Here is a 17,190-nt window from a genome sequence, read left to right as displayed (position 1 = left end):
TCCTCCAGGGATCACCGGAACGATAGGGATGACCAGATCCTTGTCCCGGAAGCCCCGGCTCCACTCCCCCCGCATGAGATGTTCATGAGCAGAAACGCGCCGAAACGGCGGCTTCGCAGCCGGTCGCGAAGCCGCCACACCCTTCCCCCCGGTCCCGAGGGTCCCGACGCGCCCCTCCTGCCGCTTGCGCCCCTGGCGCCCCTCACCCCCCGAGCGACACCGGTGCCCGCACCAGCGAGCCGTACTCCGTCCACGAGCCGTCGTAGTTCTTCACGTGCGGGTACCCGAGCAGTTCGGTGAGCGCGAACCACGTGTGCGCGGACCGCTCGCCGATCCGGCAGTACGTGATCACCTCGCGCTCCGCCTCCACGCCCCTGCCCCCGTACAGCGCCCGCAGCTCCTCCGCCGAGCGGAACGACCCGTCCTCGTTGGCCGCCTGCGACCAGGGGATGTTGACCGCGCCCGGGATGTGCCCCGGCACCTGGGCCTGCTCCTGCGGCAGGTGCGGGGGCGCGATCAGCTCGCCCCGGAACTCGGCCGGCGAGCGGACGTCCACCAGCACCGAGTCCGACCCGGGCTTGGCGAACACCTCCGCCCTGGCCAGCACCTCGTCCCGCAGCGCCCGCAGCTGGGGCCGCTCGGGCCCGCGCAGCCGGTACGCGGTGTGCTGGTAGTCCATGACCTCGCGGGTGAGCTCCCGCCCCTCCAGCTCCCACTTCCTGCGCCCGCCGTCCAGCAGCCGCACCGGGCCGAAGCCGCGCAGCCGCAACAGCCAGTAGGCGTAGGCGGCGAACCAGTTGCTGTTGCCGCCGTAGAGCACCACGGTGGTGTCGTCCTCGACCCCGGCGGCCCGCAGCAGGTGCTGGACGCCTTCGCGGTCGACGTAGTCCCGGCCGACCCGGCTGTGCAGGTCGGTGCTCCAGTTCCAGCCGACCGCGCCGGGGATGTGGTCCCGGTCGTAGGCTCGGGTGTCCTCGTCCACCTCGACGACCCGGATCGTCCCGTCGTCCAGGTGGTGGGCCAGCCATTCGGTGCGGACCAACGCCTCGGGGTGCGCGTAGCCGTTGCCGGTCATCCCAGGCCCTCCTTCGCTCTGCCCAGGCTGCGGCGCCCGACCACGGGCACGACGGGCAGTGCCGCGACGACGGGGCGTACGGGCACGGCGGGGGACCGGCGACCGGGCCGGACAGTTCGAACCTACGCCGACCGTCCGGCCCCGGCCACCCCGGCGGCTCCCCGACCGGCCGCCGGCCGCCCGGTGCGCGGTGCCCGTCCGCTCAGGAGAAGACGACGGAGCGCAGCTTCAGCCGGTCGCCGAGCCTCTTGCCGGGGTTCATCACGTAGAAGGTGTCCCCCTCGCAGCCGAAGTCCAGGAAGACCGTGGCCGTGGAGCCGGTGAGGTTCTCCGGCGCGAAGCCCGGCACCTCCTGCGTCGTCCAGGGGAGGTCGACGCACTCGCCGCTCCGCGGGTCGGCCAGGCCGGCCGGGACCCCGGGGCCGACCTTGTAGAGGAAGTCGCCCTGCGCCGCGTTGGCGGAGAACGGGACGGCCAGGACGAGGGCGATGGCGCTGGCGGCGGCGAGCACGGCGTTGCGGAGGCGCATGGCTGAGGGCCTTTCAGGCGGCACCAGGAGGTGCCGGGTTTATCGGTGCGAGATCACCCTAGAGGCCCAAAAAACGCAGAAACGGTTCTTCTAATCCACCCGTCCGGGTGGTTTGAACGTGGAAGCCGCTACCCGCCGTCACCCGAGCACCTCAGTTCGGCGGAGCCGTGAAGTAGTACCCGGAATCGACCAGCACCGGCAGGTACGCCTTCAGCGCCGCCACCGTCTGCGACCGGTCCCCGCCGCCGTCGTGGTTGAGCACGATCGACCCGGGCCGGACGTTCTTGAGGATCCGGTCGATGATCGCCGGGGTCCCGGGCCTGGCCCAGTCCCGCGGGTCCACCGACCACGCCATGTTGCGCATCCCGAGGTCGGCGGCGATCTTGAGCGAGGCCGGGGACCAGTCCCCGCCGGGCGCCCGGAACCAGGTGGGCTGCCGGCCGGTGGCCCGGTGCAGCAGGTCGGAGGTGCGCTCCAGCTCGTCCCGCACCTTGCCCTCCGAGAGGTGCCGCAGGTCCGGGTGGGTCCAGGTGTGGTTGGCGATGTGGTGGCCGCGGTCCGCGATCTCCCGCACCAGGGCGGGGTGCTCGGCCGCGTTCTCGCCGATCAGGAAGAACGTCGCCCGGATCCCGTACTGCTCGAACAGCGCCAGCACGGTCGGCGTGTGCCGGGGGTCGGGGCCGTCGTCGATGGTGAGCGCCACCACCCGGCGCTCCGGGTCCAGGTCGTAGACCGGCCTGCTCTCCGCCTCGGTGAGCACCCGGCGCACCGGCACCGCGCTCGGCGCGGCGGCCGAGGGGGAGCCCGACGGCGGCACCGGCGAGGGCACCGCGGACGGCGTGCCCTGTGAAGGCGGCGCCGAGGAGGCCGCGGCCGGGGCGGCGTCCGGCCCGCCGGGCGCCCCCTCGGGCCCCGCCGGGGCGGACGGGGCGGCGACCCCGGAGGGCCCGGCCGCGGCGCCGCCCTCCCCGCCGCCCCAGGTGCTCCGACATCCCGCGGCCGTCCCCAGCAGGGACATTCCGGCCGCAACCAGTAGCAATCTGCGCGAAGTAATCTGACGATCTGACAGCATTCTGGATGCTTCCCCCGGCCGTCACCGCCGGTCCCGGCGGGCAACTCCGACGGACCCGATCACCACCCCGACGGCCCAAGGGCGCCCGCGCGCCCCGGCTCCGAAGATCTTCCACCGTTCTTCCCCGACCGGACGCTCCAGCTCCCGCCCGGACCGCTACGCTGTGCCTTCCCCAGTGTGATGATCTGCCATCAGAGGACGTGGCCATGACGACAAGTCAGGACTCCCCCCGCCAGGGCCAGCAGGACGAGGACGCCGCCGAGCTCAGCCAGTGGGAACGTTTCGGCGTCGACACCACCGCCCCGCACTCTGCGCGCGTGTACGACTACTGGCTGGGCGGGAAGACCAACTTCCCGCCGGACCGCGCCATGGGGCAGGCCATCGAGCAGGCCGTGCCGAGCGTCAAGGAGATGGCCAAGGCCAACCGGGCGTTCCAGGCCCGGGCCGTACGCCACCTGGCCCGGGAGCACGGCATCCGCCAGTTCCTCGACCTCGGCACCGGCATCCCGACCTCGCCGAACACCCACGAGATCGCGGAGGCCGTCAGCCCCGGGACGAGGGTCGTCTACGTCGACAACGACCCCATCGTGCTCGCCCACGCCCGCGCGCTGATGGTCTCCAGCCCGGCCAGCCGCACCACCTACATCCACGCCGACCTGCGCAAGCCGGAGGAGCTGTTCGCCGACCCGGCACTCACCTCCACCCTCGACCTCACCCGGCCGGTCGGCCTGCTGATGATCGCCGTGCTGATGCTGATCGCCGACGAGGACGACCCGTGGGGCCGGGTCGCCGCGCTGCGCGACGCCCTGCCGTCCGGCAGCTGCCTCGCGCTGACCACCCCCACCCCGGACTTCGACCCGGAGGCCGTCGCCAAGGTCGCCGAGGCCGCCCGGGCCGGCGGGATGACCCTGGTGCCGCGCGGCTACGACGACGTGGTCCGCTTCTTCGACGGCTGGGACCTGGTCGAGCCCGGCGTCGCCCCGGTGCTGGCCTGGCGCCCGGACGGCGAGCCCCCGGCCGACCCGAAGGCCGCCTACTACTGGGGCGGCGTCGCGGTCAAGCGCTGAGGCCGCCGGCGCCCGCGCCGGGTGGTCGCCCACCCGGCGGGGGCGTCACTTCAGCAGCCGGGACATCCGCCGGTCCGCCAGCGGCTTGCCCCCGGTCTGGCAGGTCGGGCAGTACTGGAGCGAGGAGTCCGCGAAGGACACCTCGCGGATGGTGTCCCCGCACACCGGGCAGGGCAGGCCGGTCCGCCCGTGCACCCGCAGTCCGAGCTTCTTCTCCGCCTTCAGCTCCCCCGCCGCCAGCCCGCGCGAGCGCTCGACCGCCTCGCGCAGCGTGCCGCCGAGCGCCTCGTACAGCCGGGCCGTCTCCTCCTCCGTCAGGCTCGCGGCGAGCTTGTACGGCGACATCCGGGCCGCGTGCAGCACCTCGTCCGAGTAGGCGTTGCCCACCCCGGCCAGCACGCTCTGGTCCCGCAGCACGCCCTTGAGCCGCCGGCGGTCCCCACGCAGCAGCGCGGCGAACTCCTCCGGGCCGAAGGCCGGGTCCAGCGGGTCCGGCCCGAGCCGGGCCACCCCCGGCACCTCCGCCGGGTCGCGCACCACGTAGACCGCCAGCCCCTTCTTCGACCCGGCCTCGGTGAGGTCGAAGCCGTCCCCGGCCTCCCCCGCCAGCCGCACCCGCAGTGCCAGCGGGTTGCGCGGCCCCGGCCGCGGCGGCTCGGCGGGCAGGCCGTCCTTCCAGCGCAGCCAGCCCGCCCGGGCCAGGTGGACCACCAGGTGCAGCCCCTCGGCCCCGACGTCCAGGAACTTGCCGCGCCTGGTCACCGCACCGACCGTCCGCCCCTCCAGCTCCGTGACCGGCGGGTCGTACGTCTTCAGCGCACTGATCGCCACCGGCTGCACCCGGGCGATCACGCGCCCGGTCAACCGTTCGGACAGGAAGGCGCTCAGCGCCTCGACCTCGGGCAGCTCCGGCATGCGCCCAGTCTCCCCCGCTGCGCCCCGACCCGCCCACCCGCAGCGGCATCCACCCTCCCGAGGGCCGGGCCCCCTTTGCCCCCGCCACCCCCCGGGCGCAGGCTGGAACAGAGGGAGGTGCCGCGCGCCATGAGCACCCTTGAGGAACAGATCGACATCGCCGTCCCCGTCCTCGCCGCCTGGGAGCAGCTGCACCGGGTGCACGAGTACCCCCGGTTCGTGGACGGCGTCCGCAGCGCCCAGCCGCACGGCCGGAACGTCGCGCACCTCGGGGTGGAGATCGACGGCACGGAGCGCCCGCTCGACGCCGAGATCACCGACCGCGGCCGGGGCCGGGTGATGGCCTGGCGCACGCTGGACCGGCTCGGGCTGCGCGGCGCCTTCGCCCTGCTGCCGCTCGACGCCCGGCACACCCGGGTGCAGATCCGGGTGGAGTACGACCCGGAGGCGCTGCACCGGGAGTTCGGCGGGCCGCGCGGCTTCGCCCAGGCCGGCGCGATCGAGCGGACGGTACGCGGGGACCTCGACCACTTCCGGGAGCTGGTCGAGGCGCGGGTGCGCACCGCCGAGGCGCGCCCGGAACCGCCGCAGGCCGCGGCCGGGGCACCCGAACACGGCCGGTAGGCGCCGCACAAGCCCAGCTCAGCACGGGTGGTGAGGCTCTTCACAGCGCAGCGCCCGGCAGACCGTCCGGGTTTCAACCTGTGGCAGACTCGGAGGCCATGGACACCAGCCCGGTCACCAGGACGCTCCGCGCGGCGGTCTTCGCCGCGCTGGTCGTGCTGCTCGCCGGGCTCGGCCAGGTGGTGGTCACCGGCCGCGCGCTGCCGGTCGGCCCGATGCTGCTGGCCGCCACCGCCGTCTTCGCGGTGGCCTTCGCGTTGGCCGGGCGCGAGCGCGGCTACCCGGCGGTCGCTGCGGTGTTCCTGCCGCTGGAGCTGGGCACCGGCGCCCTGTTCGACCTCGCGCAGAGCAGCTGCCCCTCGCTGCCGCCCGGCGCCGGGCACGGCCTCCAGCCGCTGCTGTGCGGCGGCGGCTCGCTCGGCGGCTTCCTGCTCGGGCACGGCGTGTCCGAGCAGGCCGGCGTGGTGCTGCTCCTGCTGCTGCACACGGTGATCGCGCTGGCCGGCGCCTTCTGGCTGCGCCGCGCGGACGCCGCGCTGTCCTGCCTGGCCGCGGCCGTCCGGATGCTGGGCGCGTTCCTGCACCGCCACCTGCCGGCCGCCGCCCGCTGGCTGCGGCTGCTGCTCGCGCCGCTGCCGGCCCGCCCGCCGGCCCGGGTGCCGTTCCCCCGGGCCAGCCGGGTGCTGGTCCCCGCCGAGGACGTCCTCGTCCGTCCGGCCGTCCGGCGCGGTCCGCCGGTGCTCACCCCGGCCGTCTGAGCCGCGGGCCTCCCGCCCGCCCCCGCTCGGCCGGCTGTCTCTCCCCGCGCGCGCCCCGACCGGGCCGCGCCGCCCCGTACGCCCGAGAGCACAGGACGACACCCGTGAGCAACACCCGCAAGACCGACAAGAAGACCTCCGCCACCGACCGCATGCGCGCCGCGCGCGCCCAGGCCGAGCGCTCCGACCGGATCCGCCGCCGGGTGGTGGTCGGCGGCGCCTGCGCCGCCGTGCTCGCCCTCGCCGCGGGCGTGGCCTTCGCCGTGGGCGGCTCCTCCGGCTCCGGCCCGGACACCGCGAACGGCCCGCTGGTCGTGCCGGCCAACGCCTCCGGCCCGGACGGCACGGTGATCACCTACGGCAAGGCCGACGCCCCGCACACCCTGGCCGTCTACGAGGACTTCCGCTGCCCGTTCTGCGAGCAGCTGGAGACCACCACCGGCACGGCGATCCAGCAGCTCGCCGACGAGGGCACGTACAAGGTCGAGTACCACCTGGCGACGTTCCTGGACAAGAACCTCGGCGGCAAGGGCTCGCGCACCGCGCTGGCCGCCGTCGGCGCCGCGCTGAACGAGGGCGTGGACCAGTTCAAGGCGTTCCACGACGTGCTGTACGCCAACCAGCCGGACGAGCGCGAGGACGGCTTCGGCGACGTCAACCACCTCCTGGACCTGGCCGGCCAGGTCCCGGGCCTGAAGACCGACGGCTTCGTGAAGGCCGTCCAGGACGGCACCTACGCGCCGTGGGCGGCCAAGGTCAACGAGGAGTTCGACAAGAGCGACGTCACCGGCACCCCGACGGTCAGGCTGGACGGCAGGAAGCTGGACGTGCTCACCAACGGCAAGGCCGTCTCCCCCGAGCAGTTCACCGCGATGGTCAAGCAGGTGACCGGGTGACGGCCGGCGCCCCCGCCGTGCGGCCGGCCGTCGGCGCGAGCCGGCCGTTCGCCTGGCTGCTGCTGATCGGCGGCGCCGTCGGGCTGTTCGCCTCGGCGGTCCTCACGCTGGACAAGATCCGGCTGCTGAAGGACCCGTCCTACGTCCCCAGCTGCAACATCAACCCGATCATCAGCTGCGGCTCGATCATGCGCAGCGAGCAGGCGGAGGCCTTCGGCTTCCCCAACTCGCTGATCGGGCTGGTCGCCTTCGGGGTGGTCGTCGCGATCGGCGCCGGGCTGCTCGCGGGGGCGGCGTTCCGGCGCTGGTTCTGGCTCGGCCTCCAGGCCGGGACGGTGTTCGGGATCGGCTTCGTCACCTGGCTGATGCACCAGGCGCTCTACCGGATCGGCGCGCTCTGCCCGTACTGCATGGTGGTGTGGGCCGCGGTGATCCCGCTGTTCTGGTACACCACGCTGCACAACCTGCGCTCGGGCGTGGTCCCGGTGGGCCCGCGGCTGCGGGTGGCCGTGCGGGAGGCGGCCCGCTACCACTGGGTGGTGCCGGCCCTGTGGTACGCGGTGATCGCGCTGTTGGTCCTCAACCGGTTCTGGTACTACTGGAGCACCCTGATCTGATCCCCGTCCGCCGCCCGCCCGCTCCGGCGGGAGGGCGGCGGACCGTCCCCCGGTGGGGTGCCATGCGCCGCAGGATCGTCCTCTTCGTCTCCTTGTCCGTCGACGGCTACTTCGAGGGCCCGGACCACGACCTCAGCTGGAACCTGGTCGACGACGAGGTGCACGGCCACTTCAACCAGGTGCTCGCCCGGATGGGTGGTTTCGTCTCCGGCCGGGTGACGCACGAGCTGATGGCCTCCTACTGGCCCACGGCCGACCAGGCCCCGGACGCCGACGCCGCGACGGTCGAGTTCGCGGGCATCTGGCGCGCCATGCCGAAGGCCGTCTTCTCGCGCACCCTCGAACACGCCGACTGGAACACCACCGTCGTCCGCGAGGTCACCCCCGCCTCGGTGGCCGCCCTCGTCGCCGGCCCCGGCGGCGACCTCACCCTCAGCGGCGCGAACCTGGCCGCGTCCTTCCTCGCCCAGGACCTCGTCGACGAGTTCCGCTGCTACGTCCACCCCGTCGTCCTCGGCCGCGGCACCCTCTTCTTCCGCCCCGCCGACCACCCCGTCCCGCTCACCCTCAAGGACTCCCACCGCTTCACCAACGGCGTCACCCTGCTCCACTACGAGCGCGGCGGCCCGTCACCCCTGGACGGGTGAGGGGCCGCCGCTGCCGCGCGCGGGGGCGGAAGCCCGGGGCGGAAGCCCGGCTCAGAAGGTGTACGCCGCGACCTCGGCGAGGAGCTCGGCGCGGCGCGCCTCGTCCAGGAAGGAGGCCCGGAAGGAGTTGGCGGCCAGGCGGCGCAGGGTCTCCGGGTCGAGGGCGAGGGCCTCGCGCACGGCCCGGAAGTTGTCCTCCACGTAGCCGCCGAAGTACGCCGGGTCGTCGGAGTTGACGGTGACCAGCAGGCCGGCCTCCAGCATCTCGCGCAGCGGGTGGTCGGCGAGGGTGTCGATGCAGCGCAGCCGCACGTTGGAGAGCGGGCACAGCGTCAGCGGGACCTGCTCGCGCACCAGGCGGGCGACCAGCTCGCCGTCCTCCAGGCAGCGCAGCCCGTGGTCGATCCGCTCGACGCCGAGGACGTCCAGCGCCTCGGTGATGTACGAGGCCGGGCCCTCCTCACCCGCGTGGGCGACCCTGCGCAGCCCGGCCTCGGCGGCCCGGCGGTAGACCTCGCGGAACTTCACCGGCGGGTGGCCGACCTCGGCGGAGTCCAGGCCGATGCCGGTGATCCGGCCGAAGTACGGGCGGGCGGCCTCGAAGGTCTCCAGCGCGGACTCGGCGGACTCGTCCCGCAGGAAGCACATGATCAGCCGGGTGCTGATGCCGTGGCGCTCCTCGCTGCGCTCCAGCGCCCTGGTCAGGCCGTCCACCACGACGCCCAGCGGCACGCCGCGCGCGGTGTGCGCCTGCGGGTCGAAGAAGATCTCCGCGTGGCGGACGCCCTGCTCGGCGGCCCGGGCCAGGTAGGCGTCGGCCAGGTCCGCGAAGTCGTCCTCGGTGCGCAGCACGGCCATCAGCGCGTAGTAGAGGTCCAGGAAGGACTGGAGGTCGCTGAAGGAGTACGCCTCGCGCAGCGCCTCGGCGTCGGCGTACGGCAGCCGGAGGCCGTTGCGGGCGGCGAGTTCGAAGGCGAGTTCGGGCTCCAGGGTGCCCTCGATGTGCAGGTGGAGTTCGGCCTTGGGAAGCGGCATGTGCGATCTGTCCGAGCGTCGGGGATGGTGTCCGGGGAAGCGGAAAGAATCATCCTATGATCCGCCTACCAGTGGGCCGCACCGGGAGGGACGCGGGTGCAGGCGCAACGGGCGGCGGGCACCCTGGAGGAGAGCACTTCCGCCGAGGAGGCACCGAGATGCGGCATGCCGAAGACCCGCACATCCGGCCCGCGGGGATCTCCCCGCACGCCCTGGGCAACGACACACTCCTGCACGAGCTGGAGCAGCTGCACCGCACCCGCCACGAGACCTTCCTGTACGGCTCGGAGGAGGCGCTGAAGCGGCACACCCTGCGCACCGGGGAGCTGGAGGCCGAGTACCTGCGCCGCTTCCCGAACCGGCAGGTCACCGCCGCGCGGACCAGGGCCGGGGCCCGGGCCCGGGAGGCGGCGGCCCGGGTGGAGTCGCTGCCGGAGTGACGGCGGCCGGCCGCGCGCCCGCCGGGACACGCCGGGCGCGCGGTGGCGTGCCCGGAGCCGGGCCGTCGGGGAGGGTGGGAGGGCAGACCCACCGGACCCGAACCCGCCCTGGGAGCCCCGCATGCCCATCGCCAGCGTCAACCCCGCGACCGGGGAGACCCTCCAGACCTTCGAACCCCTCGACGCGGCCGGCGTCGAGCGGCGGCTGGCCCGCGCCGAGGCCGCCTTCCACGGCTACCGCGGCACCTCCTTCGCCGCCCGCGCCGAACTGCTGCGCCGCGCCGCCGACCTGCTGGACCAGGACCGGGAGGCGGTCGCCCGCACCATGACGGAGGAGATGGGCAAGCCGCTGGCCGCCGCCCGCGCCGAGGCCGCCAAGTGCGCGAAGGCGATGCGCTGGTACGCGGAGCACGCGCAGGCGCTGCTCGCCGACGAGCACCCGGCTCCGGCCGACGTCGCCGACTCCGGTGCCGCCCGCGCCTACGTCCGCTACCGCCCGCTCGGCCCCGTCCTGGCCGTCATGCCGTGGAACTTCCCGCTCTGGCAGGTCGTCCGGTTCGCCGCGCCGGCCCTGATGGCCGGCAACGTCGGCCTGCTCAAGCACGCGTCCAACGTGCCGCGCACCGCGCTGGCGATCGAGGAGCTGTTCCGGCGGGCCGGGTTCCCGGAGGGCTGCTTCCAGACCCTGCTGATCGGCTCGGGCGCGGTGGAGGACGTGATCAGGGACCGCCGGGTCGCCGCCGTCACCCTCACCGGCAGCGAGCCGGCCGGGCGGGCGGTCGCGGCCACTGCGGCGGACGAGGTGAAGAAGGCCGTCCTGGAGCTGGGCGGCAGCGACCCGTTCGTGGTCCTGCCGAGCGCCGACCTGGACGCCGCGGTGCGCACCGCCGTCCAAGCCCGGGTGCAGAACAACGGCCAGTCCTGCATCGCGGCCAAGCGCTTCATCGTGCACACCGACGTGTACGAGCGCTTCACCGCCGCCTTCACCGAGGCGATGCGCGCCCTGAAGGTCGGCGACCCGATGGACGAGGGGACCGACGTCGGCCCGCTGGCCAGCCGGCAGGGCCGGGCCGACCTGGAGGAGCTGGTCGAGGACGCCCGCACCCGCGGCGCCCGGGTGGAGTGCGGCGGCGGGCGGCCGACCGGCTGGGACACCGGCTGGTTCTTCGAGCCGACGGTGCTGACCGGGATCACCCCGGCGATGCGGATCCACCAGGAGGAGACCTTCGGGCCGGTCGCCACCGTCTACCGGGTGGCCGACCTGGACGAGGCGGTGGCGCTCGCCAACGACACCCCGTTCGGGCTCAGCTCCAACGTCTGGACCACCGACGGGGCCGAGCAGGAGCGCTTCGTCCGGGACATCCAGGCCGGCGGGGTGTTCTTCAACGGGATGACGGCCTCCCACCCGGCGCTGCCGTTCGGCGGCGTCAAGCGCTCCGGGTTCGGCCGGGAGCTGTCCGGGCACGGGATCCGGGAGTTCTGCAACGTCACCACGGTGTGGATCGGCTGAGCCCTCCCGGCCCCGGGCCGGCCGGCGGCCGGGTCAGGACGCCATCCGGTGCCGGCCCGGCCCCGGGGTCATCCAGCGGGCGATGACGCCGACCATCGCGATGACCGTCAGGCCCCAGAAGATCGCCATCGGTACCAGCACCGGCAGCAGGCTCACCTGGGCGGCGACCATGCCGAGCCCGACCGAGAGCGCGATCATGAACGTCACCACGGTGGGGCTGAGGCTGAGCAGCCAGTGCCAGGCGCGGTGCCCGAAGCCCCGGTTGCGCCGGGCCCCGGGTGCGGCCGCGGCCTCGGCCTCGGCCTGGGCGTCGACTGCCTGGTAGGTCAGCAGGTCCATCGGGATCGCCTCCAATGCTGGACGGCTGGACGGGATCCTGGCCCGGGAGGGGTCAGGAGGCCTTGCGGGGGGCCGAGGACTTCCGGGTGGTGGTCTTCTTGGCCGCCGAGCCCTTGGCGGTGCTCCTGGCGGCAGCCTTCGGGGCCGCCTTCGCGGTGGTCTTCGCGGCGCTCTTCGCCGTCGTCTTCGCGGCGGTCTTCTTCGCCGGAGTGCGTTTGCGGGGCGCGGGCTCCTCCACGGCGTCCTCTCCCGCGGCCTCCTCGGCGCCGCCCCCGCCCCCGCCGCCCCCGTGCCCGCCCTTGGCCTGCTTGAGGCTGCTGCGCAGCGCCTCCATCAGGTCGATGACGTTGTCCGGCGCCTCGCCCGGCTCCTCCTCGTGCGGGACCTCCACGCCCTCCAGCCGCGCGGTGATCACCTGCTGCAGCGCCTGCTGGTAGTCGTCGTGCAGCTGGGCGAGGTCGAAGTCCTCGGAGAGGGTGTCCATCAGCGACCGCGCCATCTTGAGCTCCTGCGGCCGGACGGTGACGTCCTCCTCGGGCGCGATGCCGGCCACCGGGCGGACCTCGTCGGGCCAGATGCAGGTCTGGAGCACCAGGGTGTTGTCGTGCACCCGCAGCACCGCGGGCGACTCCCGGGTGCGCAGCGCGATCTTGGTGACGGCGATCTGCCCGGACTCGGTGAGCGCGTCGCGCAGCAGCGCGTACGGCTTGGCGGCGGCCTTGTCGGCGACGCCGACGTAGTAGGCCTTGGAGAACATCAGCGGGTCGATCTCGCCCTCGTCCACGAAGGCCAGCACGTCGATGATCTTCTTGCTGGGCAGCGGCAGGTCGGCGAGGTCCTCGTCGGAGAGCGTGACGGTCCGCCCGTCGGGGGACTCGTACCCCTTGGCGATCTCCGCGTACGGGACCTCCTTCTCCTCCCGCTCGCAGTACCGCTTCATCCGCACCCGGCCGCCGTCCTTCGCGTGCACCTGGTGCAGCGGGACGTCGTGCTCCTGGGTCGCGGAGTACAGGTGGACGGGAATGCTGACCAGCCCGAAGCTGATCGTCCCCTTCCAGGTGGTCTGCATGGGGTCGCTCCTACGACATGCCCCCGGATGTCCCACTTTGCACGGATTTGCGCGGATCGGCCACACCGCGCCGACAATGGGCCGAGGAGGTCGATGCCTATGACCGTCCGGAGCGGGCAGGACCGGGGCCAGGCGCCGCCGCCGGAGCGGTACCGCTACCGGGTGACGTACGCGGTGCGGGGCGAGCCGGGCCCACGGCGTGCGGAAGTGGCCGTCCTGCCCGGATACTCACAGGAGGACGACATCCCCCGGATCCTGGCCGCCCGGCTGACCGGGCGACCGGAGGACGAGGCATCGATCACCGTCCTCGACGTGCGGCCGATCTGACCGCCCACCCACGGGCGATTTGAGCCCCAACAGAGCCTGGAGACCTCTCCCGAACCTGACGCTGCGTCAGATTTGAGGTTTTCATGCCACCTTTCCACCCACCCCGACCAGGGCTTTTGTGTCCGTTGAGCGAACAGTTACCAAATGATTGTTCCGATCATCGGTGCGTAGAAGTTAGGTTGCGACGCAATGCGCGGGCCAGTCCCCCACCCTCCGGCACGACGAGCCGAGGGGCACACCGCGCTGGAAAGGCACAGGGTCCCTAGATGAGCGCGGACACCACCAAGCCCACGACGGCCACGACGGTCCCCCAGCAGCCGGGGCCGATCGGACACGGTGGCGACGGCCACCTGAAGGCCGGGCTCAAGAACCGCCACCTGTCGATGATCGCCATCGGCGGCGTGATCGGCGCCGGCCTGTTCGTCGGCTCCGGCGCCGGCATAGCCACCACCGGCCCGGGCATCCTGCTCTCCTACGCCCTGGCCGGCGCGCTGGTCGTCCTGGTGATGCGGATGCTCGGCGAGATGGCGGCGGCCGACCCGCAGAGCGGCTCGTTCTCGGCGTACGCGGACCGAGCACTGGGCCGCTGGGCCGGCTTCACCATCGGCTGGCTGTACTGGTTCTTCTGGGTCGTGGTGCTCGCGGTCGAGGCGACGGCGGGCGCGAAGATCCTCAACAACTGGGTGCCCGGCGTGCCGCAGTGGGGGTGGGCGCTGATCGTGATGGGCGTGCTGACCGCCACCAACCTCTTCTCGGTCGCCTCCTACGGCGAGTTCGAGTTCTGGTTCGCCGGGATCAAGGTCGTCGCGATCGCCGCGTTCCTGGTGATCGGCACCCTCGCGGCCTTCGGCCTGCTGCCGGGCACCCACGCGGTCGGCACCAGCAACCTGACCGGCCACGGCGGCTTCCTGCCGCACGGCGTGGGCGCGGTGTTCACCGGGATGCTCACCGTGGTCTTCGCCTTCATGGGCAGCGAGATCGTCACCCTGGCCGCCGGCGAGTCGGAGGACCCGGAGAAGGCGGTCAGCAAGGCCACCAACAGCGTCATCTGGCGGATCGGGATCTTCTACCTGGGCTCGATCCTGCTGGTGGTCACCCTGCTGCCCTGGGACTCCGCCGACGTCAAGGCCAGCCCGTACGTGGCCGTGCTGGACCACATCGGCATCCCGGGGGCCGGGCAGGTGATGGACGTGATCGTGCTGACGGCCGTGCTGTCCTGCCTCAACTCCGGGATGTACACCGCCTCCCGGATGGCCTTCTCGCTGGGCCAGCGCGGGGACGCGCCCCGGGCCTTCGCCACGGTGACCTCGCGCGGCGTGCCGCGGGTGGCGATCCTCTCCTCGGTGGTCTTCGGCTTCGTCGCGGTGTTCTTCAACTACACCTCGCCGGACACCGTGTTCGCCTTCCTGCTGAACTCCTCCGGGGCCGTCGCGCTCTTCGTCTGGCTGGTCATCTGCGCCACCCAGCTGAGGATGCGCAGGATCATCGAGCGCGAGATGCCCGAGCGGCACACCGTCCGGATGTGGCTGTACCCGTACCTGACCTGGACGGCCATGGGCATGATCGGGTTCGTCATGGTGTACATGTTCACCGACGCCGACGGGCGCAAGCAGATGTACCTGTCGCTGGTCGCCGCAGCCATCGTGCTGGCGGCCTCGGCCGTGGTGGGCCGACGGCGGCGGGCCGCGGTGGCGGCGGGGTCCTGACCCGCCCGCCCGCGCGGGAACGCCGGGCCCGGGAGCCGTTGCGGAGGCTCCCGGGCCCGGCGCCGTCCTCCGGGCGGCCCGTGGGCCCGGGCGGCCCACGGGCCCACGGACCGGCCGGAGCCGCGGGCAGTTTGACCGATGCACGCCAAGGGGGATACCAGGGCAACGGCGCTCCCCCACGAGCGCCCCCACCCTCCCCGGGAGACCTCGTGCTGCCCGTGCCCGCCCCCACGCCGCCCCCGCCGCCCCCGTCCCGCCCGGCACCCGAGTCCGCGCGGCTGCACTTCGGCCGCCGGCTGCGGCACTGGCGCGAGGCCCGCGGCCTCAGCCAGGCCGAGTTCGGCCGCCTGCTCGGCTACCACGACTCGCTGATCAGCCGGGTGGAGAACGCCCGCCGCTGGCCGCCGCCAGGGCTGCCCGCCCGGGCCGACGCGCTCCTGCGGGCCGACGGCGAGCTGGCGGACCTCTGGCAGGCCATCCGACGGGAGCGCGAACGCCTCGGCGGACGCGCCGCCGCCCGGCCGCCGCTCGCCCCCGCCACCGCCCCGCCGGACGCCGCCACCGTCGAGGTGCTCGCCCACCTGCTCGCCGTCTACCGCGCCGCCGCGGGCCGGATCGGCGGCGAGGAGCTGGCCGCCGTCCTGGAGCACCACGCCCACACCCTGCTCGGCGGGCTGCGCCCCGGCCCTCACCCGGACCCCTCCGCCGGACGTTCGCCCGCCCACCGCTCGCTCGCCGCCCAGTACGCCGAGCTCGCGGGCTGGGCCCACTTCGAGGGCGACCGCCCGGCCCGCGCGCTCAGCTGGTACGCCACCGGACTGGAGTGGGCCCGCGCGAGCGACGACCGGGCCACCGCGGCCGCCCTGCTCGTCCGCCAGAGCGCGCTGTACTGGTGGCTCGGCGACCCCGCCACCGCCCTCGCCCTGGCGGAGACCGCCCGGACCACCGCCCCGCCCCGGCCGGAGCTGCGGGCCTGGGCCGCCGTCGTCCGGGCCCACGCCCACGCGCTGGCCGGACGGGCCCCGCAGGCCCGCCGGGCCCTGGCGGACGCCCGGCGGCTGACCGGCGCCGCCCTGCACTCCGGCGAGCCCACGCCCTGGACGGAGCGCGCCGAGCTGGTCCTGGCCGTCGCCCACGGCACCTGCCACCGGGACCTCTCGCTCCGCACCGGCCGCACCGCCCACGCCCGCGCCGCGGCGGACCGGCTGGAGGCGGCCCTGCGACTCCTCGACCGGGCCGCCCACCCGCGCGACCACGCCCTGGTCACCGCCCGCCTCGCCGGCGCCCACGCCCTCGCCGGCCACCCCGACGCCGCGGCCGCCCTGCTCTCCCGGCTGCCGCCGAACACCACCGGCCGCATCGCCCGCGAGCAGCGGCGGGCCGGGGAGTGGCTGCACCGGTGAACGCCCGGACTCCCCACCGCCGCCCGGACGGCACCGCCGGAGAACGCCCGGCCCCGGGCCCGGACCCGCGACAGCGGGGCCGGCCACCACCTGCGGGAGTGGTGACCGGCCCCGCCTGACCGGTCCGGCCGGACCGGCGGCCCCTGCGGGTCGGCTCAGAGGCCGGCCGCCGCCGAGGCGATGGCCGACGCGTACGTGCTCACCTGGGTGTAGACGCCCGGGTAGCCGGGGCGGGCGCAGCCGTTGCCCCAGCTGACGATGCCGACCTGGATCCAGCGGCCCGCCGTGTCCCGGCGGACCATCGGGCCGCCCGAGTCGCCCTGGCAGGTGTCGACGCCGCCCTGGGAGACGTAGCCCGCGCAGAGCGAGCCCGCCTTGTTCAGGCCCGGGTAGGCGCCGGCGCAGGTGGCGTCGTCGACGAACGGCACGGTGGCCTTGAGCAGGTACCGCTGCTGGGCGCCGCCCTCGCTCGCGGCGCCCCAGCCCATGATGGTGAAGGTGCCGTTGTCGTAGGCGGTGGAGGTGGCGATCGGCAGGGTGCCGACCGCGCTGCCGGTGATCGGCGAGGCCAGCTTGATCAGTGCCCAGTCGTTGCCGTTCTCGGCGCTGCTGAAGGACGGCGACTGGTAGACGTACGAGGAACGGGCCGTGATCGCGGTGCCGCCGCGCAGGTCGACCGCGCCCGCGGTGACGGTGATGCTGCTGTCGGCGCCGGTGCCGTCGACGCAGTGGGCGGCGGTGAGCACGATCTGCGAGGTGTAGAGCGCGCCGCCGCAGCCCATCGAGAGCCGCACCACGAACGGGAACTCGCCCTGCGCCGCCCGCGTGCCGCCGACCACGCTCGGCGACGGCGCGGGCGACGCGGCGGCGGGCAGTACGAGCATGCCGACGCCGAGCACCAGAGCAGCCAACAGGCTCATCAGCCTGCCGAGTTGACGTACCATCGGACTCCTCCTTGCAGGTGGGGAAGACCGAGAGTGGCCCGGCGGGCGGCACCGCAGAAGGGGGGCGCCCTTGCCGGTCGAATCTGGCAGGAACACGGCAATGCGGGATTCCGGGCACGGAAGCCCTAGGGATCGTCTTCAAAGATCAGGTCCAGAGCAGGATTGAGGCGATGGTGACGGCGGCCTGGTAGGACTCGCGGGTCTTGTCGTAGCGGGT

Annotated in this window: 19 protein-coding genes; 11 read left to right on the top strand and 8 right to left on the bottom strand. The window is 74.0% G+C overall.

Annotation, left to right across the window (positions count from 1 at the left end):
- Positions 1–202 precede the first annotated feature (202 nt).
- The 3 genes from ACH5AR_RS02705 to ACH5AR_RS02695 form a co-directional block, all read right to left on the bottom strand.
- Positions 203–1,075 carry a sulfurtransferase gene (locus tag ACH5AR_RS02705; RefSeq protein ID WP_396299563.1) on the bottom strand — a complete coding sequence of 291 codons (873 nt, stop codon included), beginning with the start codon at positions 1,073–1,075 and terminating at the stop codon, positions 203–205.
- Positions 1,076–1,277: 202 nt separating this feature from the next.
- A complete protein-coding gene (locus ACH5AR_RS02700) occupies positions 1,278–1,604 on the bottom strand; it encodes a hypothetical protein (RefSeq protein WP_396299562.1) in 327 nt (108 codons plus the stop codon).
- 151 nt (positions 1,605–1,755) lie between these two features.
- Complete coding sequence (locus ACH5AR_RS02695) at positions 1,756–2,433, bottom strand: polysaccharide deacetylase family protein (protein ID WP_396299561.1); 678 nt, start codon at positions 2,431–2,433, stop codon at positions 1,756–1,758.
- Between the two features lie 449 nt (positions 2,434–2,882).
- Between ACH5AR_RS02695 and ACH5AR_RS02690 the strand changes: the two genes are divergently transcribed.
- Entirely contained in the window at positions 2,883–3,743 is an 861-nt protein-coding gene (locus tag ACH5AR_RS02690; RefSeq protein WP_396299560.1) for an SAM-dependent methyltransferase, read from the top strand.
- A gap of 45 nt (positions 3,744–3,788) precedes the next feature.
- On the opposite strand, the gene ACH5AR_RS02685 is transcribed toward ACH5AR_RS02690, so the two are convergent.
- A complete protein-coding gene (locus ACH5AR_RS02685; protein ID WP_396299559.1) occupies positions 3,789–4,658 on the bottom strand; it encodes an Fpg/Nei family DNA glycosylase in 870 nt (289 codons plus the stop codon).
- A gap of 129 nt (positions 4,659–4,787) precedes the next feature.
- On the opposite strand from ACH5AR_RS02685, the gene ACH5AR_RS02680 reads away from it, so the two are divergent.
- The 5 genes from ACH5AR_RS02680 to ACH5AR_RS02660 all read left to right on the top strand — a co-directional run bounded on the left by ACH5AR_RS02680 (position 4,788) and on the right by ACH5AR_RS02660 (position 8,200).
- Positions 4,788–5,282 (top strand): SRPBCC family protein, encoded by a 495-nt coding sequence (locus ACH5AR_RS02680; protein ID WP_396299558.1) that lies wholly within the window; start codon positions 4,788–4,790, stop codon positions 5,280–5,282.
- 98 nt (positions 5,283–5,380) lie between these two features.
- Positions 5,381–6,040 carry a hypothetical protein gene (locus tag ACH5AR_RS02675; RefSeq protein ID WP_396299557.1) on the top strand — a complete coding sequence of 220 codons (660 nt, stop codon included), beginning with the start codon at positions 5,381–5,383 and terminating at the stop codon, positions 6,038–6,040.
- A 104-nt stretch (positions 6,041–6,144) separates the two neighbouring features.
- Positions 6,145–6,936, top strand: a complete 792-nt coding sequence (locus ACH5AR_RS02670; protein WP_396299556.1) for a DsbA family protein — start codon at positions 6,145–6,147, stop codon at positions 6,934–6,936.
- Positions 6,933–7,553: a vitamin K epoxide reductase family protein gene (locus ACH5AR_RS02665; RefSeq protein WP_396299555.1), complete on the top strand. Its 621-nt coding sequence runs from the start codon at positions 6,933–6,935 to the stop codon at positions 7,551–7,553. The genes ACH5AR_RS02670 and ACH5AR_RS02665 overlap by 4 nt, the downstream gene beginning before the upstream one ends.
- Positions 7,554–7,615: 62 nt before the next feature.
- Positions 7,616–8,200, top strand: a complete 585-nt coding sequence (locus tag ACH5AR_RS02660) for a dihydrofolate reductase family protein (RefSeq protein WP_396299554.1) — start codon at positions 7,616–7,618, stop codon at positions 8,198–8,200.
- A 51-nt stretch (positions 8,201–8,251) separates the two neighbouring features.
- Here the strand turns inward: ACH5AR_RS02660 and ACH5AR_RS02655 are convergent, their stop codons facing one another.
- Positions 8,252–9,235: an adenosine deaminase gene (locus ACH5AR_RS02655; protein ID WP_396299553.1), complete on the bottom strand. Its 984-nt coding sequence runs from the start codon at positions 9,233–9,235 to the stop codon at positions 8,252–8,254.
- Positions 9,236–9,393: 158 nt separating this feature from the next.
- On the opposite strand from ACH5AR_RS02655, the gene ACH5AR_RS02650 reads away from it, so the two are divergent.
- Complete coding sequence (locus ACH5AR_RS02650; protein ID WP_396299552.1) at positions 9,394–9,675, top strand: DUF6158 family protein; 282 nt, start codon at positions 9,394–9,396, stop codon at positions 9,673–9,675.
- Between the two features lie 121 nt (positions 9,676–9,796).
- Positions 9,797–11,185: an NADP-dependent succinic semialdehyde dehydrogenase gene (locus ACH5AR_RS02645; RefSeq protein ID WP_396299551.1), complete on the top strand. Its 1,389-nt coding sequence runs from the start codon at positions 9,797–9,799 to the stop codon at positions 11,183–11,185.
- 33 nt (positions 11,186–11,218) lie between these two features.
- On the opposite strand, the gene ACH5AR_RS02640 is transcribed toward ACH5AR_RS02645, so the two are convergent.
- On the bottom strand, positions 11,219–11,524 hold the full coding sequence (locus tag ACH5AR_RS02640; protein ID WP_396299550.1) for a hypothetical protein: 306 nt from the start codon (positions 11,522–11,524) through the stop codon (positions 11,219–11,221).
- A gap of 52 nt (positions 11,525–11,576) precedes the next feature.
- Positions 11,577–12,593 (bottom strand): Ku protein, encoded by a 1,017-nt coding sequence (locus ACH5AR_RS02635; RefSeq protein ID WP_396299549.1) that lies wholly within the window; start codon positions 12,591–12,593, stop codon positions 11,577–11,579.
- 99 nt (positions 12,594–12,692) lie between these two features.
- Between ACH5AR_RS02635 and ACH5AR_RS02630 the strand changes: the two genes are divergently transcribed.
- The 3 genes from ACH5AR_RS02630 to ACH5AR_RS02620 all read left to right on the top strand — a co-directional run bounded on the left by ACH5AR_RS02630 (position 12,693) and on the right by ACH5AR_RS02620 (position 16,029).
- Complete coding sequence (locus ACH5AR_RS02630; protein ID WP_396299548.1) at positions 12,693–12,920, top strand: hypothetical protein; 228 nt, start codon at positions 12,693–12,695, stop codon at positions 12,918–12,920.
- Positions 12,921–13,186: 266 nt separating this feature from the next.
- Positions 13,187–14,626 carry an amino acid permease gene (locus ACH5AR_RS02625; RefSeq protein ID WP_396299547.1) on the top strand — a complete coding sequence of 480 codons (1,440 nt, stop codon included), beginning with the start codon at positions 13,187–13,189 and terminating at the stop codon, positions 14,624–14,626.
- A 209-nt stretch (positions 14,627–14,835) separates the two neighbouring features.
- A complete protein-coding gene (locus tag ACH5AR_RS02620; RefSeq protein ID WP_396299546.1) occupies positions 14,836–16,029 on the top strand; it encodes a helix-turn-helix domain-containing protein in 1,194 nt (397 codons plus the stop codon).
- Between the two features lie 155 nt (positions 16,030–16,184).
- Here ACH5AR_RS02620 and ACH5AR_RS02615 read toward each other — a convergent pair whose 3' ends face one another.
- Positions 16,185–16,973 (bottom strand): S1 family peptidase, encoded by a 789-nt coding sequence (locus ACH5AR_RS02615; protein ID WP_396299545.1) that lies wholly within the window; start codon positions 16,971–16,973, stop codon positions 16,185–16,187.
- Between the last annotated feature and the right edge of the window lie 217 nt (positions 16,974–17,190).

It is taken from the genome of Kitasatospora sp. NPDC018619, from assembly GCF_044391605.1.
Lineage (GTDB): Bacteria > Actinomycetota > Actinomycetes > Streptomycetales > Streptomycetaceae > Kitasatospora.
This window is presented reverse-complemented; position numbering and strand designations above follow the sequence as displayed.